The following is a 26,188-nucleotide window of genomic DNA, read 5'->3' as shown; positions in this document are numbered from 1 at the left end:
TCGACGGTGGGTGGAGTGCTGGTCGGGTTCGCGATCATCGCGTTCATCATCCTGGTCGGATATCTCGTCGGTCGTCTCGGCATCCTGGGCCCGAACGCCGGCTACGTACTCAACCGCATCGTCTTCTTCGTCCTGTCGCCCGCGCTGCTGTTCACGGTGCTCGCGAAGGCTCCCGTGCACGAGTTGTTCTCGTCGCTCACGGTGGTCTCGCTAGCTGCTGCGGTCGTCGCCTTCACCGTCTACCTGGTGATCGCGCGCCTGTTCTGGCGGCGGCCGACACCAGAACTCGTGATCGGTTCGCTGGCCGCGGGCTACGTCAACGCGAACAATATCGGCATTCCCGTCGCGGTATACGTCCTCGGCAGCGCCGCATACTCGGCTCCGGTGGTGCTGTTGCAGTTGCTGATCTTCGCCCCTATCGCTCTCACCATCCTCGATGCGACCACCACCGGCCGCGTCTCGCTCGGTCACATCCTGCGCGGGCTGGTGAGCAACCCTCTCATCATCGGGTCCGCCCTCGGCGTGCTGTTCGCGCTCACCGGAGTGCACGTGCCCGCCCCGGTGCTGCAGCCCTTCGTGCTTCTCGGAGATGCGGCCGTTCCGGTCGTGCTGCTCGCCTTCGGCATGTCGCTGCACGGCCAGAAGCTACTGCAGCCGGGCAGCGGGCGTAGGGATGTGCTGCTCGCGTCCGCGATCAAGTTGGTCGTGATGCCGGCGGCGGCCTGGCTACTCGGGCGCGTCGTTTTCGGGCTGGGCGGGCATCCGCTATTCGTGGTCGTCGCCCTCGCTGCGCTGCCCGCAGCGCAGAACGTCTTCAACTATGCCTCGCGTTACGGCCGCGGCGAGATCATCGCTCGTGACGCAGTGCTCATCACCACCATCGGCTCGATCCCGGTGCTCGTTGTGGTGGCCGCACTGCTCGGTGGGTGAACCGCCGTCGTTCGCCCACAGTTCGTTCTGGGTTCACTGCTACCCCCCACTCTCAACGTGGCCCTCCCTTCCGCGGGCCGAGAGAGTGGGATGTCAATGAATGCGAAGGTCCGAATCGGTGCTGTTATAGCTGGTCTGGCGCTGGCGGCGCCGCTTCTCGCTGCTCGCCGCGGGACTCGCGCTGATCGTGCTTCGCGTCCGTCGCGCGCGGGCCGAGTAGTCGGTCATCCAGTTGGCAGTTGTTGTCGCCTGAGCTTGCTGCACGCGACAACAACTGCCGACTCGACGCGGGTAGCGTCGACCGAAACACGAGGAGGTGTCGATGCCGGTCTGGATCTGTGCGGCGTGCGCGGTCGAATATCCCGATACAGAGAAATCGCCAACAGCCTGCGCGATCTGCGCGGACGAGCGGCAGTTCGTCCCTCCGAGCGGTCAGGCCTGGACAACTATCGAGCGGCTACGTGACCGTGGGACCCGACTCGAGACGCACGAGGTCGAACCCGGGCTGCTCGGCATCCGGTCGGACCCGGGCGTCGGCATCGGCCAGCAGGCAATGCTGGTGCAGACGGATGCCGGCAGCCTTCTCTGGGACCCGATAGGCTTCGTCGACGAAACGGCCGCGACGCTGACCGGAGTCGTTGCGATCGCAACGAGTCACCCGCACATGTTCGGGGCGCAGGTGGAATGGTCGCGGGCGCTCGGCGGGGTTCCGATCCTCGTCAATGCCGCCGACCGTGGGTGGGCGCAGCGCGATGACCCGGCGATCGAGACGTGGTCAGGCGAGCTCGACATCCTGCCCGGCGTGACGTTGCGCACCATCGGCGGCCACTTTCCGGGCAGCGCGGTGCTGCACTGGGACGGCGGGGACGGCCGCGGCGTGGTGCTGGCGGGAGACACGTTCTTCCCGGGTCCGTCGGAGCGGTGGGTGACCTTCATGCGCAGCTTCCCGAACGGCATCCCGCTATCGGCGGCCGTGGTCGAACGTGTTGCAGCAACGGTTAGCGAGCGGGAGTTCGACCGGGCCTACGGCAACTTCGGCAACGCGATCCGTGACGGTGCGAGAGCCGCGGTCATCCGTTCGGCCGAGCGGTATGCGGCCTGGGTGCGCGGCGACCACGACGACGAGACCTGAATGGCGGCTAGCGTAGACGAGTGAGTGAAACCCCCGATCCGAGCGCCGAGCTGACCACCCACGGCGTCGGACCGTGGAAGGGCGAACTGCCTACCGAAGAGTTCTACGACCCCGAGCTGCTCGCCCGCGGTGATAGCCGCAACGTCATCGATCGCTACCGATACTGGACCATGGAGGCGATCGTCGCCGACCTCGACGAGCGCCGCTTTCCGTTCCACGTCGCGATCGAGAACTGGCAGCACGACATGAACATCGGCTCGATCGTGCGCAGCGCCAACGCCTTCGCCGCCGACACGGTGCACATCATCGGCCGCAAGCGGTGGAACAAGCGCGGTGCCATGGTCACCGACCGCTACCAGCACGTGCTCTATCACCCCGATGTCGCCGCGTTCACGCTGTGGGCGACGGATGCCCGGCTCCCGATCGTCGCTCTCGACAACGTCGACGGTTCCGTCCCCATCGAGGGTTTCACGTTCCCCGAGCGCTGCGTGCTCCTGTTCGGGCAGGAGGGACCGGGCCTCTCCGCGGAGGCCGTGGCTGCCGCAACCGATGTCGTGGAGATCACGCAATACGGCAGCACCCGCAGCCTCAACGCCTCGGCCGCGGCCGCCGTCGCCATGCACGCCTGGGTGACCCAGCACGCCCGTTCCGCCGGTGGAGTACGACGTTGGTTGAGTAGGCCGTTGGTTGAGTAGCGCACGCGCTCTGGCGCGTTCGCGTATCGAAACCGCCCCGGGCGGGTCTCGATACGCGTCGTCGTCTCTCGGGCGCTACTCGACCGGCGAGTAGGGTCAGCCGCCGATGGCGGAGGGGCGCAGCTCCCGCAGGGTGCGGAACTTGCCCTGGCGACGGGCGCCTAATGCGGCGACGAGCAGCGAGCCGACCAGCCAGAACAGCAGCGGCAGGATCGCCTGCCAGACGTCGGAGCTGAGTCCGCCGTACATGAGCTGGCGGATGCCGTCTACCGCATGACTCATCGGAAGCGCCTGGTGCAGCGCGCGCAACGGACCCGGCAGTGTCTGCCACGGGAAGGTGCCGCCGGCGACGACCAGCTGCACCACCATGAAGATCAGCGCGAGGAACTGCCCGACGCTGCCGAGCAGCACGTTGAGCGCGAGCACGATCGCGGCGAACGAGAGCGCCACGAAGGCCATGAACGCGACGAGTCCGACCGGGTTTGCCACGGGAAGCCCGAGGGCGAGCGTGACGACGGCGAACAGGGCCACCATCTGGATCACCCCGAGAATGGCCGGGGTCAGCCAGCCGGCGAGCATCGTGCGGATCGGCCGTCGCACCGCCGTGAGTGCGCGGCGGGACAGCGGCCGCACGATCAGGAACAGCGCATAGATGCCGATCCACGAGGCGAGACTGAGGAAGAACGGCGCGAGCCCGGCACCGTAGTCCGCCGCTTCGGTGATCGCGTCCTGCTTCACCGACAGCGGGTCGGCAATGAGGTTCGACGCGGTCGTGCGATCGGCGCCGCTCATCGTCGGGATCTTCTGCACGGCGTCCCCGAGCGAGCTCGACAGTTCTGATGATCCCGAGGCGAGCTGATTTACCCCGCCGGACAGATCGGATGCCCCACTCGAGGCCTGAGCGGCCCCGGTCGACAGACTGGCTGCCCCGGTCGCGGCGCTGTGCACCGCGGAGGCCAGGGTCGGCGCGGCGGAGTTGAGCGCCGCGGCGCCGGCTGCGACCTGGGCCGCGCCGGATGCAGCGGCGGTGACGCTGGGCACGAGGTCGGTCGTGATGCTCGATGAGAGCTGTGCAGAGCCATCGCGGATCCCGCTGAGTTGTGCATTCACTTGGGCGATCTCCTGAGGAGAAGCGCCAGCAAGGGTGAGAGCTCCGATGATCTCTGCTTGCTCGGTTGCGCTCGGCGCTGCGGCGGCGAGCTGAGCAGCGCCCGACTGCAGGGCCGCGACCGATTTCGGCCCCGGCGTTACAGCGGCCTGCAGCCCGCTCGACAGCGCGCTCGCCCCCGCGCTCAGCTTCTGCGTGTTCGCGGGCAGCCCCGATGCTTTCGCGTCGAGCTGCGCGAGTCCCGAGCTCAGGGTCGCCGCCCCCGACGCGAGCTGTGCGTTACCCGAGGCGAGGGAGTTCGCACCCGAGGCCGCGGTGGCCGCACCGTCGGAGAGCTTGGTGGCGCCGTCATCCGCTTTCACGAGTCCGTCGCGGATGTCGCCGATCGAATCCAACAGGGTGAGGGACGCCTTCGCGCCGACCTGCTTGGCGATCTCCACGCGCACCATCTCGGTCGCCTGCTTGGCGATGGTGGTGCTGAGGTAGCTGTTGGTGTCGTCGGTGGTGAGGTCGATGCGGGCAGCGGACGGGTTGTCGCCGGCGGCGGAGGCGAGCTTGGTGGAGAAGTCGGCCGGGAAGCTGACCGAGAAGTCGTATGTGCCCTTCTTCACCCCGGCGCGTGCCTGCTTCGCCGAGACCTCGACCCAGTCGAACTTCTTGTCTTTCAGCAGTGAGGTCGCGGTCTTCTCGCCGTAATTGGTGGTCTTTCCATCGACGGTGGTGCCGGTGTCGGCGACGACGACCGCCGCCGGGATGTTCTTGAGGTTGCTGTACGGGTCGTGGTTGCCCCAGAGGTACAGCCCGCCGTAGAACAGCGGCACCGTCATGAGTGCGATCAGCGAGGCGATGCCGAGCTTGCTCGCGGTGAGCCGGGCGAACTCGGCTCGAATGAGGGGAACGATGGTCATGGCGATCAGCTTTCAGAAGCGGTGGTGAGGTCGGCGGGAAGTGCGGCGCCGAGAGCGGTGAGGGATGCGGCGGTCGCGACATCCGTCACGATGATGACGAGGATGCCGCGGTCGGCGATTCCGGTGAGCGGTTCGTACCAGTCCTCGACGCCGGCACCGTGGCGCTCTGGCGAGGTGACGATGATGCCGTCCACCTCGTCGCGCAGCACGGCGAGTTCGCTGAATAGGCGGATGCGATCGCCAGCGGGCAGGGACCGGATCGGCAGCGAGCCATACTCTTCGAGCCCATGCCGGGAGAGGAATACGTCGACGGCCCGGCGTCCCGTCGGCTGACCGGCGAAGGCGAATTCCTCGGCCACGATGACGCGCAGGTCGATGCCGGCGGAGGGCTCGGCGACCCACGGGGTGTCCACCAGGGCGGTGCGATTGCGCAGATCGGCGAAGTCGGAGCGACCGTCGATGAGAACACGGCCAGACTCGGGCTTGAGCCGCCCGCCGAGCAGCATCGAGATCAGCAGCGGACGCTCGTCGCCTTCCACCGCGAGCGCCACGGGGGCGCCGCTCACAACGGTGAGGCTGGTGGGCGGCACGTCTGCGCCGAGCCCTTCGCCGATGGCGGCGTCGTCGAGGGTGATACGCATCAGGAGTGGTCCTTCCACTGCAGTTCGGGGGTGTCGTCGATGAAGGTGCCAGCCGCCGTCCAGCCGAGGCCGACGCAGCCGAGCACCATGAGCATGGTGAGGCGGTGCCCGTCGCGGGCGGCGAGTGGATGCTCGGCAGACTCCTCGAGCACGAGAAGCGCGGTGTCTTCGACCAGACGGGCCAGCAGGGCCGGATCGAGATCGGTGCGCATGCTGCCGTCGGCCTGCCCGTCGTGGATGGCCTCGCGCACGCTGACCCGGATGGGGCTGAGCAAGGAGGCGGTGTTCTTCGCGAGTGGGCCGCGCACGGCGAGGACCGCCATCATCCGTACGCTCTCGACCTCGCGCCAGAGGTGCGACGCGATCAGCGCGAGCCGGGTGAGCGGGTCGGGATGGCTGATGGTGGAGAGTGCGGTGGCGACGCGGCGGGCGCCGACGGTGACGAGTTCGCGCAGCAGGTCGTCGCGGGTGGCGAAGTGGCCGTACACGGAGCGCCGGCTGAGACCGGCCTCGGCGGCGATCGTCTCGAGCGAGCTGGACGGGTCGCGGTTGAGCACGACCCGGGCGGCGGCGAGCAGAGCCTCGCGGTTCTCGGCGGCGTCGCGGCGCGGGGCGCGCACGGACGTGGGGATGGTCATCACCTCATCGTAATAACTTGCACAGCCTTGTGCAAGTTACCTGGTCATTCGAGGGCCCCCCTGAGCAGTCTCGGTAGAATGAGGTGCATCCCCACCCAACTCGAACGGATCTCCTATGCCTGCAGTCGTTCTGATCGGCGCCCAATGGGGCGATGAGGGCAAGGGCAAGGCCACTGACCTTCTCGGAAGCCGCGTCGACTACGTCGTCAAGTTCAACGGCGGAAACAACGCCGGCCACACCGTCGTGATCGGCAGCCAGAAGTACGCACTTCACCTGCTGCCGTCGGGAATCCTCAGTGAGGGCGTCACGCCCGTGATCGCTAACGGCGTCGTCGTCGACATCGAGGTGCTGTTCCACGAGCTCGAGGCTCTCGGCTCGCGCGGCGTCGACATCTCCAAGCTTCTGGTCAGCGCGAACGCCCACGTGATCACGCAGTACCACCGCACGATCGACAAGGTGACCGAGCGCTTCCTCGGCAAGCGTCAGATCGGCACGACCGGGCGGGGCATCGGTCCGGCGTATGCCGACAAGATCAACCGGGTCGGCATCCGTATTCAGGACATTTTCGACGAGAACATCCTGCGCCAGAAGGTCGAGGGAGCTCTCGATCTCAAGAACCACCTGCTGGTCAAGATCTACAACCGTCGTGCGATCGGCGTCGACGAGGTCGTGGAAGACCTGCTGAGCTACGCCGAGCGGCTGCGTCCGATGGTCGCCGACACCGGCCTGGTGCTCAACCAGGCGCTCGACGCCGGCAAGACCGTGCTGTTCGAAGGCGGCCAGGCCACGATGCTGGATGTCGACCACGGCACGTATCCCTTCGTGACCTCCTCGAACGCCACCAGTGGCGGCGCGGCGACCGGGTCCGGCGTCGCCCCCAACCGTTTCGACCGGGTCATCGGCGTGGTCAAGGCCTACACGACCCGCGTCGGCGCCGGCCCGTTCCCCACCGAGCTGTTCGACGAGTCGGGCGAATTCCTGCGCTCGCACGGCTTCGAGTTCGGCACCACCACCGGGCGTCCGCGCCGCTGCGGATGGTACGACGCTCCGGTCGCGCGCTACAGCGCCCGCATCAACGGCGTCACCGACTTCGTGCTGACCAAGCTCGACGTGCTGACCGGGCTCGAGTACATCCCGGTCTGTGTGGCCTACGAGGTAGACGGCCAGCGGGTCGAGGAGGTTCCGGTGTCGCAGTCGGACTTCCACCACGCGAAGCCGATCTACGAGCAGTTCCCGGGCTGGTCCGAAGACATCACCGGCGCCCGCAGCTTCGAAGATCTGCCGGTCAATGCGCAGAACTACGTGCTCGCGCTGGAGAAGATGAGTGGTTCCCGCATCTCGGCGATCGGCGTCGGCCCCGGCCGCGAGGCGATCGTCGTGCGGCACGACCTGCTCGGCTAGGAGCCGTGCCCCTCGCGATTGTGCCCGTTCGTGCGCATTGTGCCTCCACGAGCAGGCACATTCCGCACGAACGGGCGCAGCTCGTCCGCTGAGGAATATTGCTCAGTTCGGCGATCCCGGTGCGAATCCGGGGAACGGTCAGTAGATTCAGGGGATGACGGACTCCGACAACTCCGCGGCCCCGCCGCCACGGCTGGGTCGCCGTGTGCTGCGGTGGGGGCTCGCCGCGGTGCGTCCGTTGTTGGCCAAGAGCTACATCGCCGGGGCGCCAACCCGCCTGGCGGCAGGAATTCCCGATGACGCCCCCCACGGTCTCATCGAGGGGCCGAACACGCTCAACGTGCTGGTGGTCGGTGGGCTCAGCGGCTCGGCCCTTGGGGTGCACAGCAACCGTCTGGGGGTCGCTCATCAGCTCGCTCATCGGTTACATGAGCTGACCGGTCGCGGGGTCGAGTGGGAGGCGCTCGCGCAGCCCAAGTTGCGGCTTGCGGCCACCGGGGAGTCGCTCCGGGGCCTCCGCGGTCTCGCCAGTTACGACCTGATCGTGCTCTCGCCGGGCATCACGGATCTGCTTTCCTTCGTTCCGATCGCGGCATGGCGCCGGGACTTCGAACGTCTGGTCTGGTTTCTCGACGCGACGATGGCGCCGGGGGCGCGACTGTTCGTCACCGAGGTGCCCGACGTCTCCCGCTACGTTCAAGCCGGATCCTTCGTGAGCGGTGTGCTGATCCAGGATGCGCGCGAGCTCAGCACCATCGCGGCGGAGGTGTGCTCTTCTCTGCCGCGGGCACAGTGCATCACCCTGCCCGAGATCTCGGCTGACGACTTCGCTGACGGCGTCTTCGAATACGCCACTCTGTATCGGCGGTGGGGCCGCTACCTGGCCGAGCAACAGCTGCAGGAGGAGACCTGAACCACGCCGCAGTGACTACACGACGCTGAAGCCCGACGGCAGAGCGACGCGGCCGGTGAGCGCCAGCAGCACTGTCTCGCCCTGGCCCTTCTCTGCCGCGGTCGCGCTGGCCAAAGCAAGGGCATCGGCGATGGTCGCATCCGGCAGGCTGTGACGGATGCCCGTGGCTCGACTCAGGTCGATGGTGTGCACCACCAGCTCGAGCACGCGGGTGCGCAGGTATTCCGTGAGCAGGATTCCCATGCCGCCGATCGAGACCAGCCGATTGGCAGGCTGGGCGTCCACCAGCGCGAGGGTGCGGGTCAGAGCCGAGGAGACCTGGGCGGCGGGATTGGAACCCAGCCACACGCCGGCCTCGACGCCGCGCGCGGCGACCGCTGCGGCATCCGTGAAGTGGGAGAAGACGCTGGAGTAGTAGGCCTCGGCGGAGGGGATGGTGATGTCGCTGGGCTCCTCCTGATTGAGGTAGCTCTCCACCGTGAGGATGGCGCGCGCCGTGTGGCCGGCAAGGCTGCGCACGGTCCAGACCCCGAGGCCGGGAAGCTCCCATTGGTCGTCGGAGACCTGTCCCAGCAGCTCGAGAAACGAGCTGGATGATCGGGCGAAGAGTGCGGCGCTGCTCACGGGTACCATCGTGGCATCCCGCGCTGCCAGACTGTGGCAGATGACTGCGACACGCCCTACGCCCGCCCGCTTGCCCGGCCGTTTCGTGACGCTCGAGCCGTTGACGCACGACCAGCTACCGGCCCTATTCCGCGCTATTGGCACGCCCCAGGTCTTCGCCGGTGGCTATGGCGGGGGGCCGGCCGGAGTTCCGCAGAGCGAGGCGCAATTCATCGAGTTCGCGAACGGGTACTACCCGTTCGAGACCGGCAACCCCTACGCCGTAGTGCTCACTGGCGGCCCGCACGACGGCGAATTGGTCGGCACCTCGACCCTCTCCGACTTCATGCCGCAGTGGGGCTCGACCCACATCGGCTGGACAGCCTATGACCCGCGGGCCTGGGGAACTGCCGTCAACGCCGAGACCAAGCTGCTCATGCTGGGGCTGGCATTCGACCACGGCTTCGAGCGCGTGAAGCTTCAGGCCGATTCCCTCAACGAGCGTTCCCGCGCGGCCATCGCGGGGATCGGCGCCACGTTCGAAGGGGTGCTGCGACACGACCGGCCGCGTGCCGACGGCAGTTGGCGCGACACCGCCGTCTACTCGATCCTCGCCGACGAATGGCCGGATGTCCGCGCCGGTCTCGAGGCGCGGCTGTCCCGTCACGGCGACCGCCCGGTACTGTTCCGCAGTCGTTAGAGTCTGGTCGCCAACACCAGCGCGTGGCGGCTGTACGACACGAAGGCACCGTTCTGCAGGATCTCCGCATGCACCTCGATGAGCTTGTCGCGGTAGCGCTCAACGGTGAAGTCGGGCACCGTCCAGAGCACCTTGCGCAAGAAGTACACGAGCGCGCCCACGTCGAAGAACTCGACCTTCGTCTCCTCGTACCGCAGGTCGTCGAGCCGCAGTCCGACCGCCGCCACTCCCTCGCCGATCAGTCGCAGCCCCTCCTCCGGATCGTGGTCCTGTGGCCCGAGGAAGAACTCGTAGATCTCCCGGTTGGTCGCGAGCCCCACGACCTGCTGGCTGATGAACGTGCCGCCCGGCCGCAGCACGCGAGCGACCTCGTCGAAGCGATTGGCTGTCGGGTGGCGGCTGGAGACGACGTCGACGGAGGCGTCGGCGAGGGGGAAGTCCGCGGCATCCGAAACCTGATCAACCCGGCCGCCGAACGGTGCCAGCGCCGCGCGCGCCAGCTCGAGGTTGGGGCCCCAGGACTCGGTGGCGAGCACCGTGGAGGGGCGCGGGTGCGCGGCATCCAGAGCTTCGGAGTAGACCTCGGCGCCGCCGGTCTGCACGTCGAGCACCGCCTCGGCGCGGGAGTACAGCGGCACGAGCAGTCGCGAGTACCCCCAGCTCGGGCGGTTCTCGATGGCGCGCCCGTCGAACCAGGAGAAGTCCCAGCCATCGGTGGGTGTCGCCGAGCCATCACGGACGAGACGGTCGAAGTCGTCGTCGGAATCGTCAGCCGTGTACATACTGACGATTATCCCGCCGTGACGGAGCACCTCCGCGGTCGTTTTAGGCTTTAAGCATGGAAATCGCATACACCGCAATCGCCCACGCCACCGGAGCAGGACGCGACGGACACGTCCGTTCTGAAGACGATCGGCTCGACTTTGACACCCGTGTTCCCAAGGAGATGGGGGGCTCCGGCGAGGGCACCAACCCCGAGCAGCTGTTCGCGGCCGGATACTCGACCTGCTTCCTCAGCGCTATCCACGCGGTGGGCCGCGGCCTCAAGCTCGACACCAGCGACGCCTCGGTCTCGGCCAGCGTCGGAATCGGCAGCAACGGTGAGGGTGGATTCGGCCTGGCGGTCGAGCTCGACGTCTACGCGCCTAACGTGCCGGCCGACCGCCGCCAGGAGCTGGTGGATGCCGCCCACAAGGTCTGCCCGTACTCCAACGCCACCCGCGGCAACATCGACGTCACGCTGACCCTGGTCGACTAGCCCCCCACCGAGCGGGCCGCGCGTGTCACACAGCGCATTCGCGGCCTGCTCGACCACGGCCGAGCGATAGCCTCGACTCATGGCCGAACCCACTGACGCACAAGCTCAACTCCTCAGCCTGCGGCAGAGCATCGACAATATCGATGCGTCTCTCGTGCATCTGCTCGCCGAACGATTCAAGTTCACCCAGACAGTCGGTCGGCTGAAGGCGGCGAACGGGTTGCCTGCCGCCGATCCCACCCGCGAGAAGCAGCAGATCCATCGGCTGAAGGCGCTCGCCGAGGAGTCGCATCTCGACCCGGCGTTCGGCGAGAAGTTTCTGAACTTCATCATCGCCGAGGTCATCCACCAGCACGAGCAGATCGCCACCGGCGCCATCCGCACCACGACTCTTCCCGATGAGCTCGACGACTGATGCCCTGGGACCCCGAGCACATCCCGACCCAGGTCGGCAAGACCTTCGTGGTGACCGGAGGCAACGCCGGCATCGGTTACTTCATCGCTGAACAGCTCGCCGCGGCGGGCGGGCAGGTGGTGATCACCAGTCGCACGCAGGCCAGAGCGGATGCCGCGCTTGCCGCGATCCGTGCCCAGGTGCCGGGCGCACAGGTGAGCGCTGTACTGCTCGACCTCTCGTCATTCGCCTCGGTGCGTGCCGCAGCCGCCACGCTCTCGTCGCTGCCGCGCATCGAAGCGCTGATCGAAAACGCCGGGTCGATCATGGCGACGAAGGGCCGAGCCGAAACCGAAGACGGCAACGAGCTGATGTTCGGCACCAATCACCTCGGGCACTTCTTGTTGACAGCGCTCCTTTTTCCGACACTCGAGAAGACGCCAGCCAGCCGCATCGTGACGGTGGGAAGCGGCGCGACCAGGCTCCGCGGGTTCGATCTCGACGATCTGCAGAGCACCAAGGGGCGATACTCGGCGTTCGGCACCTACGCCCGCTCGAAACACGCGACGCAGTCCTTCGGCTTCGAGCTTGATCGACGACTGCGTGCCGCCGGCAGTTCGGTGACGGCGCTGGTCGCCCACCCCGGAGGCGCCCAGGACGGCAACAGCCCACGGCGACCGGGCGTGCTCGAGCCGACGTCGGGCGAACGGCTGAGGGCCCGCCTTCTGTTCTTCATCGGCGGCTCCAAGGAGACCGCAGCGTGGTCGATCGTGCGCGCTGCGACGGATCCGGATGCTCGCGGCGGCGACTACTGGGGTCCACGCAACAACCTCAGCGGCCCTCCCGTGCGGCAGAAGCCCGCGGCGCAGAGCCACGGCGCGGGTGCCGGCGCGAGCCTGTGGCGCACCTCCGAGGACCTCGTCGGTCAGCGCTTCCCGATCTGAGGCCTCGCGGAGTGCGCTACGAGAGCGGTGCGTAGCCCACGACCGGGCCGAAGTGCTCCGGCAGCGTGCCGCGGTAGGTCGACTGCAACTCGTCCTGGGTGAGGGTGAACCGGTCCTGCAGCTCGAGGCTGCTGCCGTCGGTCACACCGATGCGCAGTGCCGGGATGCCGCGGCCTTCGCACAGCCCGACGAACCGCACGTCGTCCTCGCGCGGAACACTCACGATCGCGCGGGCCCCGGACTCGGAGAACAGGGCGGCTGTGGCATCGACGCCGTCGCGCTGCATGAGCTCGGTGATCCACAGGCGGGCGCCGACACCGAAGCGCAGCACCGACTCGGAGACCGCCTGGATCAGGCCGCCGTCGGAGAGATCGTGCGCTGAGGCGATGATGTTCTGCGCGGAGGCCGCCTTGATCAGCCCGGCCAGACGCTGCTCGGCCGGGAAGTCGACCAGCGGCGGCACGCCGCCGAGGTGGTCGTGCACGACGCCGGCCCAGGCCGAACCGTCGAGCTCCTCGCGCGTGGTGCCGAGCAGGTAGATGTTGTTTCCCTCGTCCTGCCAGCCAGACGGGATGCGCTCCGCGACGTCGTCGATCACGCCGAGCACGGCGACGACCGGCGTCGGGTGGATCGGCACGTCGCCGGTCTGGTTGTAGAAGCTGACGTTGCCGCCGGTGACGGGAATCTCGAGTTCGAGGCATCCGTCGGCCAGTCCCTCGACCGCCTTGGAGAACTGCCACATGACCTCGGGGTTCTCCGGCGAGCCGAAGTTGAGGCAGTCGCTGACCGCGACCGGGGTGGCTCCGCTCACGGCCACGTTGCGGAAGGCCTCGGCGAGGGCGAGCTGCGCACCGCGGTACGGGTCGAGCTGCGCGTAGCGGCCGTTGGCATCCGTCGCGACGGCGAAGCCGAGGCCGCTCTCCTCGTCGACACGGACCATTCCGCCGTCGTCGGGGAAGCTGAGCGCCGTGTTGCCGCCGACGTAGCGGTCGTACTGGTTGGTGATCCACTCCTTGGAGGCGAGGTTGCCGCTGCCGAGCAGGGCGGTCGCCTGCGCCTTCAGCTGCTCGTCGGAGGTGGCGCGGGGCAGCGTTGCCGTCGTTGACGCCTGCAGCTCGTCGATCCAGGTGGGGTAGGCGACCGGGCGGTCGTAGACCGGGCCGTCGAGAGCGACGGTGCGCGGCTCGACGTTGACGATCTCCTCGCCGTGCCAGTTGATGATGAGGCGTCCGGAGTCGGTGACCTCGCCCAGCACGCTGGTTTCGACATCCCACTTGTTCACGACGGCGAGGAAGCCCTCGAGCTTGTCGGGCGTGACGATGGCCATCATCCGCTCCTGGCTCTCCGACATGAGGATCTCCTCGGCCGTGAGCGTCGGATCGCGCAGCAGTACTTTCTCGAGTTCGATGAACATTCCACCGTCGCCGTTGGAGGCGAGCTCGCTGGTCGCGCAGCTGATGCCGGCTGCTCCGAGATCCTGGATGCCCTCGACCAGCTTCTGCTGGAACAGCTCGAGGCAGCACTCGATGAGCACCTTCTCGGCGAAGGGGTCGCCGACCTGCACGGCCGGGCGCTTGGTCGGGCCGCCCTCGGAGAACGAGTCAGAGGCGAGAATGGATGCCCCGCCGATGCCGTCGCCGCCGGTGCGCGCACCGAACAGAACGACCTTGTTTCCCACGCCCTTGGCGTTGGCCAGGTGGAGGTCTTCGTGGCGCAGCACGCCGACCGCGAGGGCATTGACCAGGGGGTTTGCCTGGTACACCGGGTCGAACCAGGTCTCGCCGCCGATGTTCGGCAGGCCGAGGCAGTTGCCGTAGAAGCTGATTCCGGAGACGACGCCGTGCACGACGCGGGCCGTGTCGGGGTCGTCGATGGCACCGAATCGCAGCGCATCCATGACCGCAACCGGGCGGGCGCCCATCGAGATGATGTCGCGCACGATGCCGCCGACGCCGGTCGCCGCGCCCTGGAAGGGTTCGATGTACGAGGGGTGGTTGTGGCTCTCGATCTTGAACGTGACCGCCCAACCCTGGCCGACGTCGACGACGCCGGCGTTCTCGCCCATGCCGACCATGAGGTTCTTCTTCATGGCGGGGGTGACCTTGTCGCCGAACTGGCGCAGGTACCGCTTCGAGGACTTATACGAGCAGTGTTCGCTCCACATGACCGAGTACATCGCGAGCTCGCCGCTCGTCGGACGCCGCCCGAGGATGGAACGGATGCTGAGATACTCCGGCTCGGTGAGGCCGAGCGCCGCGTACGGCTGCTCCTTCTCCGGGGTGGCCTCCGCGTTTGCGACCGTGTCAGGTGCGCTGACCACGATGGAGGAGGACGGGGAAGGGCTGGCGGTGGGGATGCTCACGTGGCGAGATGCTCCTGGATAGAGGGAGTGCCGGTCGCATTAATTCTACGCGAGGGGTAGCGGGCGGGCTGCCCTCGCACCCGCTGCGAGGTCGCTGCGCAGCATCCGCACAAATAATTCGGTGACTTCTGCATCCAGAACGCGTTCTTCGGGGAAGTACTAGTCAGCAAGGCAATCCACGTCCGTCAGGGAGAAACCGGAGAACCCCATGAACAAACGAATCATTACCGGCGCCGCGATCGGCGCCTTTGCGATAGCGGCGTTGGCCGTGCCCGCGTCGGCCCAGGCCGCCCCCGGCGACGCAGAACTGTCTGTCGTGCACGGAATTCCGGGGACGACAGTCGATGTCTGGGTCAACGGTGCCCTCACACTTGATGACTTCGTTCCCGGCACCGTCGCCGGACCGCTGGCTCTGGCCCCGGCAACATACTCGGTGGCGATCACCCCGGCAGACGCCACCTCGGCAACCGACCGGACCATCATCGGACCGATCGATCTCCCGCTCGCCGCGAACACGAACTACTCGGCCGTTGCACACCTCAAGGCGGACGGCAGTCCAACCGCCACCCTGTTCACCAACGACATCTCCAAGACGGCGCCCGGCCAGGGCCGGCTGACGGTACGCCACGTTGCGGCCGCTCCGGCTGTTGACGTGGTTGCCGGAGGAGCGGCAGTGGTCTCGAACCTGACCAACCCCAACGAGAAGGTTCTCAACCTTGACGCCACGACCGTGTCCGCGTCGGTGACTGCCACCGGAACAACCACGCCAGCGCTGATCGGACCGGCCGACGTGGCCATCCGTGAGGGTGTGAACACGATCGTGTACGCATACGGCAGTGCTGAAGCCAACACTCTCGCACTTGCCGTGCAGACGATCTCGGGCCTGCACACTCCTCCGGCCGGTGTTCCCACCGGAGAGACGGGTGCTGCGGCACTGGATGCAGCAATGCAGGGCAATTCCGTCGCCTGGGCTCTCGGGCTCGGCGGAGTGATGATCGTGGTCGCATTCGGGTCGGCCATCGTCATCCGTAGGAAAAAGGCTCTTGCGCAGCACTAATCGCAGCAGCTCGCCGACCGCGGCCAGGGCAGGACTTATTGCAGTCCTCGCCCTGGCTGCGGCTGCCCTCGCTGGCTGTAGCGCACCAGCGGTGACGGCAACCACGTACCAGGCCACGCCGTCGCCCACGCCGACACCACGGCCAACGGCGGAGGGGCCGGCCATCCCGCGCACGGATGGTCGACTATCGGCCCAGGACATGAGCCCGACTGTGCCGCCCGTGCGCATCACCGTTCCTGCAGCATCCATCGATATGCAGGTGCTGCCCCAGGGGCTCGGTGACGACGGCCAGATGGCCGTTCCGTCTGACTCCCGCATAGCGGGGTGGTACGAGTTCGGTTCAGGCCCCATGTCTGCGGCGGGAACAACGGTCATCGTTGCCCATATCGATGCACGCGTCGGCGGGGTCGGGCCCTTCAGTCGGATCAGAGACCTGCCTGCAGGTTCTCCGATTGCCATCCAGGCGGGCAACGGATCGGTGCACAACTACGTGACCACCGCGGTGCAGGAGGTCGCGAAAGAAGGGGCTCCGATGGCCGACTACTTCGACCGCGCGGGACCGCCCCGGCTGATCTTGATTACCTGCGGCGGAAAATTCAACGCCGCCACGGGCCATTACCTCGACAATATTGTCGTGACCGCCACACCGCAGTAGCCCCAGTACCGACAGACTCTCAAGAGAGTCGAACTATCAACGAGGAGTGCCATGGCCGACGTGTTGTCTGACAGCGCCGAGCACTCCCTCGTGACCGCGTTCAAGGCGGGAGATGAGGCGGCGCTCGCCGTCATCTACGAGCGATGGGGGAGTCTCGTGTACACCCTCGCGATCCGCTCCCTCGGTAACGCGACAGACGCCGAGGATGTGACGCAGCACGTGTTCATCGCGGCGTGGCAGTCGCGTCAGAACTTCGATCCCAGCCGGTCGCGCCTGGTGGCCTGGCTGATGGGCATCACGCACAACAAGATCGTCGATGCTCTCGACAAACGAGCGCGCGAGCGGCGCGACCGTGAAACGATGGCACAGTCTCTCGACCGGGACTCCCTGGCCTGGACCGACGACGTGGTTGAACGGATGCTCCTGGCCGACGAACTCTCCCGTCTAGATCCCGTGCCGCGACGAATCATGAACATGGCGTTCTTCGACCGTCTCACTCACGTGCAAATCGCACAGAGCCTGAATCTTCCGCTCGGCACGGTAAAGAGCCACATACGTCGAAGTCTGGGTGCAATGCGAGAACGGTTGGAGGTGGATGGTGGAGCACGTCAGTCCTGAGGTCATCGCCCTGATGGCACTGTTCGATCCGGATGTCTCCTCGACCGACCGGGCGCACACCTACGCCTGCGACGAATGTCGGGCGGAGTTCGAGAAGTTGTCCCATGTCGTCAGGCTCGCCCGAACGACGCCGATACTCGACGAGTTGACCGCCCCGCGGCCGGCGGTGTGGGACCGCATCTCTGCCGCGGTTCGTGAGGACCCCGATGCCGAGGGCACCTATTCCGCGGGCCCCTCCGCAGAAACAGTCGTCGTCGACGCGGCCGATGCATCTGGTCGCGAGCCCGACCGCCTCGAGGGGCTGCGGCGGGGAGAGCACCGCGTCGCCCACCGGCGGCGGTCACGGTTGGGGAGGCGTCGGATCCCACTCGGGCTTGCGTCGATCGTGGCGTCGGTCGCCCTGATCGTAGGCATCGGGGGCGGAGCAGCCATCATCGGAGCTCGGCAGTCACCCTCAGATACGGTTGTCGCCGCCGCAACCCTGCGGGCTTTCCCCGACTGGCCGCGGGCTCGAGGCGAAGCCAAGGTCGAGACGACCGCCTCTGGCACGCGCCAGCTGGTGGTGACCCTCACCTCGGCACCGGAGTCATCCGGTGCGTTCCGAGAGGTATGGATCATGTCCGCCTCCCTGAAGAAACTGATCAGCCTGGGCGTGCTGGTGGGGGATAGCGGACGCTTCACCATGCCGGCTGAGATCAGTACCGGCGCGTATCCGGTCGTCGATATCTCCGAGGAGCCAGAAAACGGTAGCCCCGCACACTCGGGAAACTCCATCGTGCGCGGCACCCTCTCGTAGCAACCCGACCCGCCGCAGACCTCGCTAGCCTGGGTTATCCGTGGCGAGAGGAGCAGCCGTGTTCGAGTGGACGACCTGGTGGGGCCTCGCCCTCGCTGTGGTCATCGCGGCCGTTGCCGCGGTGCTCGTCATCGCCGCCACCACGGTGCTCGTGCGAGTGGCCTCGCACGGTCGCGACTGGGGCCGTCTGCTGAGAAGCCGGGCGCGGCATCCGTTCCGGGTCTTGCTCGTCGTCGTCGCCCTCTGGATCGCCGTCGCCATGACCTGGCCGCTGCCCGTCTGGGCCGGGCGCGTCAACCACGGCTTCCTCATCCTGACCATCGCGGTCGCCACCTGGTTCCTCACCAATATCGTCGGCTTCGCCCTCGGTCTCACCATGGGCTACTACCGCACCGACGTTCCCGACAACCGGTTGCGCCGCCGCCTGCGCACGCAGCTGATCATCGTGCGGCGGCTCGCGAGCGTGATCATCGTGATCGTCGGTATCGCAGCGATACTGCTCACCTTCCCCGGCGTGCAGGCCGTGGGCGCGAGCGTGCTCGCCTCCGCCGGCGTGGTCTCGGTTATCGCGGGCCTCGCCGCGCAGTCCACGCTGGGCAACGTCTTCGCCGGCGTGCAGCTCGCCTTCAATGACGCTCTTCGCGTGGATGACGTGGTCGTCGCCGACGGGGAGTGGGGGCGCATCGAGGAGATCACCCTCACCTACGTGGTGGTGCACATCTGGGATGACCGCCGACTCGTGCTGCCCTCCACCTACTTCACGACGACGCCGTTCGAGAACTGGACACGCAACTCGAGTGAGCTGCTCGGCTCGGTCGAGTTCGACCTCGATTGGCGCGTGAGCCCCGTCCGCATGCGCGAGAGGCTGGAGCAGATCCTCGCCGGCACAACGCTCTGGGATCAGCGCGCGTCGGTGCTGCAGGTGACGGATGCCGTCGGCGGCTTCGTTCGCGTCCGCATCCTGGTGACCGCGATCGATGCACCGACCCTGTTCGATCTTCGCTGCCTGGTGCGCGAGCAGATGGTGGAGTGGCTGCAGTCCACAGATCCAGAAGCGCTGCCGCACAGCCGCATCGAGATCGTTCAGGACCAGCCTGCCCCCCGCCCGAGCGCGCCGTCGACCGACACCGGCGGACTGTTCCACGGATCAGCCGAGGCCGACGAGCGGGCCAGTCAGTTCACCACCTCGATCCCGATTCAGAATCCCGCGGCCCGCGCCGACCAGGCGTAAGCCAGCCCACTTCCGACGCCTCCGGCACTTCCGGCACTTCCGGCACTTCCGAAATGCAGGAATCGCTTCCGACATGCCGTGCTCGAGCCGTGGAAAAGGTGTGTCACGCGAAAATTGCCTTCATTTCGGAAAAGACGCTGGTCGATTTAATGAAAGAATCTGCGTATGGATGCAGATAAGCGGATATGCGGTCGCGACCCCGACAGCCAGTACGTCGAACTCGCGGTCGAGGTGTTCGGGATGCTGGCCGACGCGACACGGGTGCGGCTGATCCTGGCGCTCCGTGATGGCGAGCAATCGGTGAACACCCTCTCGGCGACCGTCGACAAGTCTCCGGCCGCGGTCTCGCAACACCTCGCCAAGCTGCGGCTCGCACGCTTCGTTACCACGCGGCAGGAGGGGACCCGCGTCTTCTACCGACTGGCAAACGAGCACGCGAGCCAGCTCGTTTCGGATGCAATCTTCCAGGCCGAGCACTCGCTGGGCGGCACGCCGCGACACCATCACGGTGACGAGGCGGTGGCGCAGTGAGCGGGGCCCACGACGACCACCACCAGCACCATGCGCACGAGCACGAGCACGAGCACGAGCACGAGCACGGCACGGGTGGTCACTCGCACCCGACCGGCATCCGTGGCTTCTTCTACGGTCTGTTCGTGCCGCACAGCCATGACGCGGCGGACTCGATCGACGATGCGTTGGAGGCGAGCGAGCAGGGCGTTCGTGCCCTGAAGATCAGCCTGTTCGTGCTGCTCGCGACCACCGTGCTGCAGTTCGTCGTGGTCCTTATCAGCGGATCGGTGGCGCTCTTCGCCGACACCATCCACAACTTCTCCGATGCGCTTACCGCAGTGCCCCTTTGGATCGCCTTCGTGCTCGGACGGCGCATCGCCACGAAACGCTACAGCTACGGCTACGGCCGCGCAGAAGACCTGGCGGGGCTGTTCATCATCGCGGTAGTCGCGGTGTCGGCGGTGGTCGCCGCGTACCAGTCGATCGAACGCTTCTTCCACCCGCAACCGCTGCATAACCTGTGGTGGGTCGTCGCGGCCGGAGTGATCGGATTCGCGGGCAACGAGACCGTCGCGCTCTACCGCATCCGGGTCGGTCAGAAGATCGGCTCTGCCGCTCTCGTCGCCGACGGCGTGCATGCCCGCATCGACGGTTTCACCTCGCTGGCAGTCGTGGTCGGTGCCGTCGGGGTGCTGCTGGGATTCCCGCTGGCCGACCCCATCGTGGGCCTCGTCATCTCCGCGGCAATCATCGTGCTGCTGTGGGGAACGGTGCGCAGTATCGGACGACGTCTGATGGATGGGGTCGAACCCGCCCTCATCGACACCGCGACCCACGCGCTGCACAGTGCGCCGGGCATCCGTTCGGTGCAGCGGATGCAATTGCGCTGGTCTGGGCATCGATTGCAGGGCGCTGCCACGGTGGTGGTGACGGATGCCTCGCTCGCCGACGCCGAGGCGACCGTGCGAGAGGCGAAGCACCGGCTCGAGCACGCGCTCCCGAACCTCGACGACATCACCATCGCGGTGCGGTCGGCGGCGAGCTGAATCGTCGGGGGATGCGTGCGGGGATCTCGATACGCGTTCGCCCTAGAGGGCGTGCGCTACTCGATCGGCGGCGTTACGCCGAGATGAGCGCCGTGATCGCCGACGTGAACACGGTGAGGCCGTCGGTGCCGTTGCGCATCGCGAGTGCGGTGTCGGGGCCGAAGCCCTCTTCGATCGCGTGCTCGGGGTGCGGCATCAGTCCGACCACGTTGCCACGCTCGTTGCTGATTCCGGCGATGTCGTTGAGCGAACCGTTCGGGTTGACGTCGACGTAGCGGAACACGACCCGACCGTCGCCTTCGAGGCGCTCGATCGTCTCCGCGTCTGCGATGAAGCCGCCCTCGCCGTTCTTGAGCGGGATCACGATCTCGGCCCCGGTGTCGAAACTGTTAGTCCAGGCGGTGCCGGTGCTCTCGACCCGGAGCACCTGGTCGCGGCAGATGAAGCTGCCGTGGTCGTTGCGAATCAGGCCGCCGGGCAGCAGGTGCGCCTCGGTCAGCATCTGGAAACCGTTGCAGATGCCCAGCACGGGCATGCCGGAGTTCGCGGCGGAGATCACCTCGGCCATGATCGGCGAGAGCGAGGCGATAGCACCACAGCGCAGATAGTCGCCGTAGCTGAAGCCGCCGGGAAGCACGATCGCGTCGACGCCCTGCAGGTCGTGGTCGCCGTGCCAGAGCGCGACCGCCTCAGCACCGGCGAGGCGCACGGCGCGCTGCGCGTCACGGTCGTCGAGCGACCCCGGAAACGTGACGACCCCGACGCGGGTCAATTCTTGTCCACCGTGTCCACGGAGACCGCCAGCAGGTCATCGTGACCGACCGGGGTCGTACCGACGACGGAGATCGAGACGACGTCTTCGATTACCGAGTTCGAGAACATGTCGTTCGCGAGTTCCGTGACCTCGGCGAGCACGGCATCCGTCACCTCGTCTACGGTCAGCTCGAAGCGCTTGCCGATGCGGACTCCCGTGTACTCGGTCTTGCCAAGGCGGGACAGGGCGCCGGCGACGGCCTTCCCCTGGGGATCGAGAAGTTCGGCCTTGGGCATGACTTCGACGACGATTGTGGGCACCGATGACTCCAACGATTTCGAGATTGGTGGATTAGTTCAGTCTAGTTCAGCGGCGCACCGACGCCCCGTGCAGTTCCGCCGCTCCGACGCAACCCCCTTCCGCCCGAGCACGGCGCCCGTATTCTCTGGGTCATGTGGAGAACTGAGCGCGCCAAGACGGTTACGGATTTCGCGGTCGCCGAGCGCGCCCCGGCGGCGCTGTGGACGGATGTTCTCGGCCGCCTCGCCACGCGGTGCCTGCAAGCTCTCATCGTGCTCGCGGTGGTTTCGCTCGTGGTCTATGCCGCGGTGCAGCTGAAGCTCGTCGTCATCCCGGTGCTGATCGCGCTGATCGTCGCCTCGGCTTTCCGCCCGTTGGTGCGGGTGCTCGAGAAGCACATGCCGCGCATCATCGCCGCGATCCTGTCGCTGCTTGCCGGCGTGATCGTCCTCGGCGGCATAGTGACCATCGCCGTGTTCCAGGTGCAGTCGCAGTTCTCGAGCCTGCAGAAATCCGTCACCAACGGCATCACGGCGGTCGGCGACTTCATTCAGAGCGGCGACCTGCCGATCGGGAAACAGCAGATCGCCGACATCCAGAAGACGCTCACGCAGTTCGTGACCAGCGCCGACTTCGGTACCGGCGCTCTCGCCGGGGTGACTACGGGCGCGTCTATCGCGATCGAGCTGATCACCGGCACCGTGCTGGCCGTCATCGTGCTGTTCTACTTCATGAAAGACGGCCCGATGATCTGGGCTTTCCTGATCTCCCCGTTCACGCCGATACTGCACGCCAAACTCCGTCGCGGCGGCGACAGCGCGGTGCAGTCGCTCGGCGGCTACGTGCGCGGCACCACGATCGTCGCCCTCGTCGACGCGGTCTGCATCGGCATCGGCATGCTCATCTTGCGAGTTCCGCTGGCGATTCCCCTGGCGATCGTCGTATTCATCGCGGCCTTTATCCCACTGGTCGGTGCCACGGCCGCCGGAATCATCGCAGCCCTGGTGACCCTCGTGACCGTCGACCTCACCGCCGCGATCGTGGTGGCGATCATCGTGATCGCGGTGCAACAGCTCGAGGGCAACTTCCTCTCCCCGGTGGTGCTCGGACGGTCGCTGCAGCTGCACGGCCTGGTCGTGCTGGTGGCTCTGACCGCTGGCACCATCCTCGGCGGAATCGTCGGCACCCTGCTGTCAGTCCCGACTGCGGCCGTGGCCTGGGCGGTCATCAAGCAGTGGAACGACCCGATCGTGCCCGAGCCCGGCATCGATACTCCCGAACCCGCGCGCACGCAGGAGTTCGAGAAGCGTCGCTCCCCGCGCGAGCGCGCCATCGGTAGCTAGCCGCTGGGCTACAGCGCGATCGTGTAATCCGCCCGGCCGGCGCCGAGGTCGATGAGCCGGGCGTTTGCCTCGTCCGGTCCGAGTGCCCAGGCGGCAGCATCATCCGGAGTCTTGCCGAACCGTTCGTGCCGGGCGATCAGGCGGGCGCGACGGATGTCCGGGCTCACCCGGATCACGAAGGTCGCGTCCAGAAGCGACGCGACGCGTTCCCACCCGTCGCCGTCGTGCAGCAGGTAGTTTCCCTCCACCACGACCGTGTGTATTTCGGGCGGAATGGAGATCGCGTCGGCCACGGATTCCTCGATCGTGCGATCGAAACCGGGTGCGGTCACCGTGCCGGTGGAGGCGCGCAGGTCGGCGAGAGTGCGCACGAAGCCGTCAACGTCGAAGGTGTCGGCCGCTCCCATCCGTTCGCGGCGACCCAGTTCGACCAGCCGAGCCTGCGGCAGGTGCCAGCCGTCCATGCTCAGCAGCGCGGCGCTAGGGCCGAGCAACTCGACCACCCGCGCGGCGATCGTGGATTTTCCCGAGCCGGGGGCACCGGCGATTCCGACGATCTCGCGGCCGGCTCCGGGGAGCGTGAGGATCGTGGCCGCGACCTCTGCCAGGGAGGTCAGCACCGGTGACGTCTTCACTCGAAAAGCCTACCCATGCTCTGGCGCGGTGGCGTCGAAACGGGAAGGTCTTTTAAACTGTCGCGATGAGTGGAGCGCTAGACGATGGTCCGTTCTTCCATGGAACGAAGGCCGACCTGAAACTCGGTGATCTGCTCACCGCCGGCTTCCGGTCGAACTACCGGCCCGAGATAGTGATGAATCACATCTATTTCACGGCGGTTGCCGATGGCGCCGGTCTCGCGGCGGAGCTTGCTGCGGGGGACGCGGAACCGCGGGTCTACCTCGTTGAGCCGACCGGAGCATTCGAGAACGACCCGAACGTCACCGACAGGAAGTTCCCCGGCAATCCCACGCGGTCGTATCGCAGCGCTGATCCGATCAGGATCGTCGCCGAGGTCACCGACTGGAAACGGCTGACCCCCGAGGCGCTGCAGGGCTGGCGGGAGCGACTCGCCGTTCTCGCCCAGGACGAGCGCGGCGAGATCATCAACTGACGCCGGCGGGATCCGGTCAGAACTTGCTGCGGATGTCGGGAAGCAGCGCCAGCACCGACCGCCCCTTGAGTGCGCTCCACCACACGCCGGTGCCATAGGCGAGGTCATCGAGACGCCGCGCGACGCCGAACCGCAGCGGGTCGAGGTCGGGTCTGGTGCGGCGATACTCGAGTGCGGCGTCCACCACGGCGGAGAGCAGCAGCGCTCGCCGGATGCTCGTGGAGAAGAAACTCGCGATCACCGCGACCGGCCACCAGTGCCGCACCAGCAGTGCCATCGCCTGCGTGATCGAGGCCCCGACACCCGCCGCGGTGAGCCGCGTGGCAACCCGATACGGATGCTCGCTGCGCCCCAGTCGCCGGGCGATCCGCACCGCGGCCACGGTCGAGATGACGAGCGCAACCGGCACCGACCACCGGCGCCCGGCCAGCAGCGCCGCGATCACGCCGACGCTCCACGGCGCGAGCACCGCTGGCGCGATGTCGTGCGGATGCCGCAGCGCCAGCGGGTGCGCCGAGCTGCCGTAGAACGCCTTTCGACCGAGCCAGTCCCGCGTGGTCTGCCGGTGTTCGTGCCACACCCGCGCGGCCGGTTCGAAGCGGATGCGCCAGCCATCCGCCGCGAGTCGCCAGACGAAGTCGACGTCTTCTCCCTCGCGCATCTCGGCGCTGAAACCATCGCCGATCGCATCGACCCTGCCGACCAGGAAGGCGCCGGGCACCCACGACACCGGGGAGCGTGGTCGCACCGTCGCGGGGTGGATGCCGAGGTCGAGGGAGGAGCGCGCCTCCTCGTAGCGTCCGATCCAGTTGAGCCCGCGGTCATCCCTCAGTCCGAGCACCCGGGGTGCGGCCAGCGCCACCCGCGGATCGGCGAAGTGGGCGAGCAGCGCCGGTGTCGCCGCCGGGTCGAGCACGATGTCGGAGTCGACGAAGGCGACGAATGGAGTGGTCACTCGGCGAAGCCCCACATTGCGCGCGTTGGCGGGGCCGTGATTCTGCTCGAGCAGAACGAGGTCGGCTCCGAAGCGTTCGGCGACCTCCACGATTGCGGCCCGATCGGGCGAGACGTCGTCAACGATGATCACGCGTGATCCATCGCCGATGCTCACGAGCAACCGTTCGAGCGCCGCGGGCCGGCCGTAGACCGGAACGACGTAGGTGACCTCTGCCGGGTCCGGCGTCGGCAGCGATGCCAGCACCGGGTCGGCGATGGCAGTCTCGAGCAGGCGGTCCGCGAGCGCGCGGGACGCGGCATCCGTCACCGTCACCCGCCCGTCGACGATCAACCGCGCGGCGGTCTCGGTGAGGTAGAGCACCCGAGTGGGGGAGCCGCCGATGAGCGACCGGCCGCCGTCAGTCAGGCGAGCACGCCGATTCAGCTCGACAGTGAAGCCGAGCGGCAGGTGAGGAGCGGGAAGGGTCACTCGGCGTCCCTCAGGCAGCCACGGGCGTCGAGCGAGCAGGCGGCGACCCGGCGGGCGGCCCCGGCGATCATGGCCTCGAGCAGCTCCGCGCCTTCGGCCGCCGTGGCTCCGGTCGGATCCCCGAGGATGCCGTTGGCCGTGACCGCGATCAGCCCCCCGGTCGCGAGGTCGGTGAGCTCGCTCAGCGGGGCGGTGTTTCCGGGCTCGGCGTGCTCGAGGCGAACCGTCTGTGGGGCGAGGTGCAGCATCAGGGAGGTCTCGGTGCGCCCGGCATGGGCATCGCCTCCGCGCACGGCGCAGGGCAGCCAGGCCACCGAGTGCTGCTCGGCGATCAGCTCGGTCACGGCAGTCGAGAGGGGGCGGATGTTGCCCCCGTGCCCATTGACGAAGATCACGCTCCCCGCCCATGCGTCGACCGACCGCACTAGCTCGATGAGCAGCGAGCGCAGCGCCTCCTGCCCGATCGAGGCGGTGCCGGGAAAGCCCTGATGCTCCCCGCTGGAGCCGTAATTCAGGGTCGGGGCGATGACGGCGTCACCCGCCAGCCGCTCCACGAGGCCCCGCGCGACCGCGGTCGCGATCACCGCGTCGGTGTCGAAGGGGAGGTGAGGGCCGTGCTGCTCGGTGGAGCCGAGGGGGACGAGCAGCAGCGGCGCACCCTCGAATCCCGGCCACGCTCCCGTCGCCAACTCGTGGATCATTCGCTCAGG

General features: G+C 67.4%; 29 protein-coding genes. 18 read left to right on the top strand and 11 right to left on the bottom strand.

The window, feature by feature from the left end:
• Nucleotides 1-6: 6 nt before the first annotated feature.
• The 3 genes from IV501_RS13195 to IV501_RS13185 all read left to right on the top strand — a co-directional run bounded on the left by IV501_RS13195 (nucleotide 7) and on the right by IV501_RS13185 (nucleotide 2,757).
• Nucleotides 7-930, top strand: a complete 924-nt coding sequence (locus IV501_RS13195; protein ID WP_200556785.1) for an AEC family transporter — start codon at nucleotides 7-9, stop codon at nucleotides 928-930.
• 322 nt (nucleotides 931-1,252) lie between these two features.
• Entirely contained in the window at nucleotides 1,253-2,062 is an 810-nt protein-coding gene (locus IV501_RS13190; protein WP_200556784.1) for an MBL fold metallo-hydrolase, read from the top strand.
• Nucleotides 2,063-2,082: 20 nt separating this feature from the next.
• Nucleotides 2,083-2,757: a TrmH family RNA methyltransferase gene (locus IV501_RS13185; protein WP_200556783.1), complete on the top strand. Its 675-nt coding sequence runs from the start codon at nucleotides 2,083-2,085 to the stop codon at nucleotides 2,755-2,757.
• Between the two features lie 96 nt (nucleotides 2,758-2,853).
• Here IV501_RS13185 and IV501_RS13180 read toward each other — a convergent pair whose 3' ends face one another.
• From IV501_RS13180 to IV501_RS13170, 3 genes are read right to left on the bottom strand one after another with little or no spacing between them, the layout of a single operon-like run.
• Nucleotides 2,854-4,773, bottom strand: coding sequence for a YhgE/Pip domain-containing protein (locus IV501_RS13180; protein WP_200556782.1), 1,920 nt, complete (start codon nucleotides 4,771-4,773; stop codon nucleotides 2,854-2,856).
• Between the two features lie 5 nt (nucleotides 4,774-4,778).
• Nucleotides 4,779-5,414 (bottom strand): hypothetical protein, encoded by a 636-nt coding sequence (locus IV501_RS13175; protein ID WP_200556781.1) that lies wholly within the window; start codon nucleotides 5,412-5,414, stop codon nucleotides 4,779-4,781.
• Nucleotides 5,414-6,052 carry a TetR/AcrR family transcriptional regulator gene (locus IV501_RS13170; protein WP_234698527.1) on the bottom strand — a complete coding sequence of 213 codons (639 nt, stop codon included), beginning with the start codon at nucleotides 6,050-6,052 and terminating at the stop codon, nucleotides 5,414-5,416. The genes IV501_RS13175 and IV501_RS13170 overlap by 1 nt, the downstream gene beginning before the upstream one ends.
• Nucleotides 6,053-6,167: 115 nt before the next feature.
• On the opposite strand from IV501_RS13170, the gene IV501_RS13165 reads away from it, so the two are divergent.
• Nucleotides 6,168-7,454: an adenylosuccinate synthase gene (locus IV501_RS13165; RefSeq protein ID WP_200556780.1), complete on the top strand. Its 1,287-nt coding sequence runs from the start codon at nucleotides 6,168-6,170 to the stop codon at nucleotides 7,452-7,454.
• Between the two features lie 154 nt (nucleotides 7,455-7,608).
• Nucleotides 7,609-8,367, top strand: a complete 759-nt coding sequence (locus IV501_RS13160; protein WP_200556779.1) for an SGNH/GDSL hydrolase family protein — start codon at nucleotides 7,609-7,611, stop codon at nucleotides 8,365-8,367.
• 15 nt (nucleotides 8,368-8,382) lie between these two features.
• On the opposite strand, the gene IV501_RS13155 is transcribed toward IV501_RS13160, so the two are convergent.
• On the bottom strand, nucleotides 8,383-8,991 hold the full coding sequence (locus tag IV501_RS13155; RefSeq protein WP_200556778.1) for a maleylpyruvate isomerase N-terminal domain-containing protein: 609 nt from the start codon (nucleotides 8,989-8,991) through the stop codon (nucleotides 8,383-8,385).
• A 40-nt stretch (nucleotides 8,992-9,031) separates the two neighbouring features.
• Between IV501_RS13155 and IV501_RS13150 the strand changes: the two genes are divergently transcribed.
• Nucleotides 9,032-9,670 carry a GNAT family N-acetyltransferase gene (locus IV501_RS13150; protein ID WP_200556776.1) on the top strand — a complete coding sequence of 213 codons (639 nt, stop codon included), beginning with the start codon at nucleotides 9,032-9,034 and terminating at the stop codon, nucleotides 9,668-9,670.
• Here IV501_RS13150 and IV501_RS13145 read toward each other — a convergent pair.
• A complete protein-coding gene (locus IV501_RS13145) occupies nucleotides 9,667-10,452 on the bottom strand; it encodes a class I SAM-dependent methyltransferase (RefSeq protein WP_200556775.1) in 786 nt (261 codons plus the stop codon). The genes IV501_RS13150 and IV501_RS13145 overlap by 4 nt on opposite strands.
• Nucleotides 10,453-10,508: 56 nt before the next feature.
• On the opposite strand from IV501_RS13145, the gene IV501_RS13140 reads away from it, so the two are divergent.
• The 3 genes from IV501_RS13140 to IV501_RS13130 all read left to right on the top strand — a co-directional run bounded on the left by IV501_RS13140 (nucleotide 10,509) and on the right by IV501_RS13130 (nucleotide 12,266).
• Nucleotides 10,509-10,928 carry an organic hydroperoxide resistance protein gene (locus tag IV501_RS13140; protein WP_200556773.1) on the top strand — a complete coding sequence of 140 codons (420 nt, stop codon included), beginning with the start codon at nucleotides 10,509-10,511 and terminating at the stop codon, nucleotides 10,926-10,928.
• Between the two features lie 79 nt (nucleotides 10,929-11,007).
• Nucleotides 11,008-11,343 (top strand): chorismate mutase, encoded by a 336-nt coding sequence (locus tag IV501_RS13135; protein ID WP_200556772.1) that lies wholly within the window; start codon nucleotides 11,008-11,010, stop codon nucleotides 11,341-11,343.
• The gene (locus tag IV501_RS13130) at nucleotides 11,343-12,266 is read left to right on the top strand and encodes an SDR family NAD(P)-dependent oxidoreductase (RefSeq protein ID WP_200556771.1); all 924 of its coding nucleotides are present in this window, start codon (nucleotides 11,343-11,345) and stop codon (nucleotides 12,264-12,266) included. Before IV501_RS13135 ends, IV501_RS13130 begins: the two co-directional genes overlap by 1 nt.
• A 16-nt stretch (nucleotides 12,267-12,282) precedes the next feature.
• On the opposite strand, the gene purL is transcribed toward IV501_RS13130, so the two are convergent.
• Complete coding sequence (gene purL, locus IV501_RS13125) at nucleotides 12,283-14,628, bottom strand: phosphoribosylformylglycinamidine synthase subunit PurL (protein WP_307812282.1); 2,346 nt, start codon at nucleotides 14,626-14,628, stop codon at nucleotides 12,283-12,285.
• A 208-nt stretch (nucleotides 14,629-14,836) separates the two neighbouring features.
• On the opposite strand from purL, the gene IV501_RS13120 reads away from it, so the two are divergent.
• The 7 genes from IV501_RS13120 to IV501_RS13090 all read left to right on the top strand — a co-directional run bounded on the left by IV501_RS13120 (nucleotide 14,837) and on the right by IV501_RS13090 (nucleotide 20,544).
• A complete protein-coding gene (locus IV501_RS13120; RefSeq protein WP_200556770.1) occupies nucleotides 14,837-15,685 on the top strand; it encodes a DUF4397 domain-containing protein in 849 nt (282 codons plus the stop codon).
• The gene (locus tag IV501_RS13115; RefSeq protein ID WP_200556769.1) at nucleotides 15,672-16,340 is read left to right on the top strand and encodes a class F sortase; all 669 of its coding nucleotides are present in this window, start codon (nucleotides 15,672-15,674) and stop codon (nucleotides 16,338-16,340) included. The genes IV501_RS13120 and IV501_RS13115 overlap by 14 nt, the downstream gene beginning before the upstream one ends.
• Before the next feature lie 51 nt (nucleotides 16,341-16,391).
• Nucleotides 16,392-16,958, top strand: coding sequence for an RNA polymerase sigma factor (locus tag IV501_RS13110; RefSeq protein WP_200556768.1), 567 nt, complete (start codon nucleotides 16,392-16,394; stop codon nucleotides 16,956-16,958).
• Nucleotides 16,936-17,754 carry an anti-sigma factor gene (locus IV501_RS13105; RefSeq protein WP_200556767.1) on the top strand — a complete coding sequence of 273 codons (819 nt, stop codon included), beginning with the start codon at nucleotides 16,936-16,938 and terminating at the stop codon, nucleotides 17,752-17,754. Before IV501_RS13110 ends, IV501_RS13105 begins: the two co-directional genes overlap by 23 nt.
• A 58-nt stretch (nucleotides 17,755-17,812) precedes the next feature.
• Nucleotides 17,813-18,985, top strand: a complete 1,173-nt coding sequence (locus tag IV501_RS13100) for a mechanosensitive ion channel family protein (protein ID WP_200556766.1) — start codon at nucleotides 17,813-17,815, stop codon at nucleotides 18,983-18,985.
• Between the two features lie 165 nt (nucleotides 18,986-19,150).
• Complete coding sequence (locus tag IV501_RS13095; protein ID WP_200556765.1) at nucleotides 19,151-19,516, top strand: ArsR/SmtB family transcription factor; 366 nt, start codon at nucleotides 19,151-19,153, stop codon at nucleotides 19,514-19,516.
• On the top strand, nucleotides 19,513-20,544 hold the full coding sequence (locus tag IV501_RS13090; protein ID WP_200556764.1) for a cation diffusion facilitator family transporter: 1,032 nt from the start codon (nucleotides 19,513-19,515) through the stop codon (nucleotides 20,542-20,544). Before IV501_RS13095 ends, IV501_RS13090 begins: the two co-directional genes overlap by 4 nt.
• A 73-nt stretch (nucleotides 20,545-20,617) precedes the next feature.
• Here the strand turns inward: IV501_RS13090 and purQ are convergent, their stop codons facing one another.
• Nucleotides 20,618-21,316 (bottom strand): phosphoribosylformylglycinamidine synthase subunit PurQ, encoded by a 699-nt coding sequence (purQ, locus tag IV501_RS13085; protein WP_200556763.1) that lies wholly within the window; start codon nucleotides 21,314-21,316, stop codon nucleotides 20,618-20,620.
• Entirely contained in the window at nucleotides 21,313-21,618 is a 306-nt protein-coding gene (gene purS, locus IV501_RS13080) for a phosphoribosylformylglycinamidine synthase subunit PurS (RefSeq protein WP_200556762.1), read from the bottom strand. Before purS ends, purQ begins: the two co-directional genes overlap by 4 nt.
• Before the next feature lie 132 nt (nucleotides 21,619-21,750).
• Between purS and IV501_RS13075 the strand changes: the two genes are divergently transcribed.
• Nucleotides 21,751-22,941 carry an AI-2E family transporter gene (locus tag IV501_RS13075; protein ID WP_200556761.1) on the top strand — a complete coding sequence of 397 codons (1,191 nt, stop codon included), beginning with the start codon at nucleotides 21,751-21,753 and terminating at the stop codon, nucleotides 22,939-22,941.
• A gap of 8 nt (nucleotides 22,942-22,949) precedes the next feature.
• Here IV501_RS13075 and IV501_RS13070 read toward each other — a convergent pair whose 3' ends face one another.
• Nucleotides 22,950-23,576 carry a nucleoside/nucleotide kinase family protein gene (locus IV501_RS13070; protein WP_307812281.1) on the bottom strand — a complete coding sequence of 209 codons (627 nt, stop codon included), beginning with the start codon at nucleotides 23,574-23,576 and terminating at the stop codon, nucleotides 22,950-22,952.
• 65 nt (nucleotides 23,577-23,641) lie between these two features.
• Between IV501_RS13070 and arr the strand changes: the two genes are divergently transcribed.
• On the top strand, nucleotides 23,642-24,052 hold the full coding sequence (gene arr / locus IV501_RS13065; protein ID WP_200556760.1) for an NAD(+)--rifampin ADP-ribosyltransferase: 411 nt from the start codon (nucleotides 23,642-23,644) through the stop codon (nucleotides 24,050-24,052).
• Between the two features lie 16 nt (nucleotides 24,053-24,068).
• On the opposite strand, the gene mftF is transcribed toward arr, so the two are convergent.
• Together mftF and mftE are read right to left on the bottom strand one after the other, a co-directional pair.
• Nucleotides 24,069-25,478, bottom strand: a complete 1,410-nt coding sequence (gene mftF / locus IV501_RS13060) for a mycofactocin biosynthesis glycosyltransferase MftF (RefSeq protein WP_200556759.1) — start codon at nucleotides 25,476-25,478, stop codon at nucleotides 24,069-24,071.
• Nucleotides 25,475-26,179 carry a mycofactocin biosynthesis peptidyl-dipeptidase MftE gene (gene mftE, locus IV501_RS13055; RefSeq protein WP_200556758.1) on the bottom strand — a complete coding sequence of 235 codons (705 nt, stop codon included), beginning with the start codon at nucleotides 26,177-26,179 and terminating at the stop codon, nucleotides 25,475-25,477. Before mftE ends, mftF begins: the two co-directional genes overlap by 4 nt.
• Nucleotides 26,180-26,188 lie beyond the last annotated feature (9 nt).

Origin of the sequence: Lacisediminihabitans changchengi, assembly GCF_016634425.1 — a bacterium.
Classification (GTDB): domain Bacteria; phylum Actinomycetota; class Actinomycetes; order Actinomycetales; family Microbacteriaceae; genus Lacisediminihabitans; species Lacisediminihabitans changchengi.
The sequence above is the reverse complement of the archived record's forward strand: the minus strand, read 5'-3'. Positions and strand labels throughout refer to the sequence as shown.

Bases quoted from the DNA above. Each gene is read 5' to 3' on its own strand.
- IV501_RS13190 (WP_200556784.1), top strand. From the start codon at position 1,253: ATGCCGGTCTGGATCTGTGCGGCGTGCGCGGTCGAATATCCCGATACA.
- IV501_RS13180 (WP_200556782.1), bottom strand. From the start codon at position 4,773: ATGACCATCGTTCCCCTCATTCGAGCCGAGTTCGCCCGGCTCACCGCG.
- IV501_RS13175 (WP_200556781.1), bottom strand. From the start codon at position 5,414: ATGCGTATCACCCTCGACGACGCCGCCATCGGCGAAGGGCTCGGCGCA.
- IV501_RS13170 (WP_234698527.1), bottom strand. From the start codon at position 6,052: ATGACCATCCCCACGTCCGTGCGCGCCCCGCGCCGCGACGCCGCCGAG.
- IV501_RS13165 (WP_200556780.1), top strand. From the start codon at position 6,168: ATGCCTGCAGTCGTTCTGATCGGCGCCCAATGGGGCGATGAGGGCAAG.
- IV501_RS13160 (WP_200556779.1), top strand. From the start codon at position 7,609: ATGACGGACTCCGACAACTCCGCGGCCCCGCCGCCACGGCTGGGTCGC.
- IV501_RS13150 (WP_200556776.1), top strand. From the start codon at position 9,032: ATGACTGCGACACGCCCTACGCCCGCCCGCTTGCCCGGCCGTTTCGTG.
- IV501_RS13145 (WP_200556775.1), bottom strand. From the start codon at position 10,452: ATGTACACGGCTGACGATTCCGACGACGACTTCGACCGTCTCGTCCGT.
- IV501_RS13140 (WP_200556773.1), top strand. From the start codon at position 10,509: ATGGAAATCGCATACACCGCAATCGCCCACGCCACCGGAGCAGGACGC.
- IV501_RS13135 (WP_200556772.1), top strand. From the start codon at position 11,008: ATGGCCGAACCCACTGACGCACAAGCTCAACTCCTCAGCCTGCGGCAG.
- IV501_RS13130 (WP_200556771.1), top strand. From the start codon at position 11,343: ATGCCCTGGGACCCCGAGCACATCCCGACCCAGGTCGGCAAGACCTTC.
- IV501_RS13120 (WP_200556770.1), top strand. From the start codon at position 14,837: ATGAACAAACGAATCATTACCGGCGCCGCGATCGGCGCCTTTGCGATA.
- IV501_RS13110 (WP_200556768.1), top strand. From the start codon at position 16,392: ATGGCCGACGTGTTGTCTGACAGCGCCGAGCACTCCCTCGTGACCGCG.
- IV501_RS13105 (WP_200556767.1), top strand. From the start codon at position 16,936: ATGGTGGAGCACGTCAGTCCTGAGGTCATCGCCCTGATGGCACTGTTC.
- IV501_RS13095 (WP_200556765.1), top strand. From the start codon at position 19,151: ATGGATGCAGATAAGCGGATATGCGGTCGCGACCCCGACAGCCAGTAC.
- IV501_RS13075 (WP_200556761.1), top strand. From the start codon at position 21,751: ATGTGGAGAACTGAGCGCGCCAAGACGGTTACGGATTTCGCGGTCGCC.
- arr (WP_200556760.1), top strand. From the start codon at position 23,642: ATGAGTGGAGCGCTAGACGATGGTCCGTTCTTCCATGGAACGAAGGCC.
- mftE (WP_200556758.1), bottom strand. From the start codon at position 26,179: ATGATCCACGAGTTGGCGACGGGAGCGTGGCCGGGATTCGAGGGTGCG.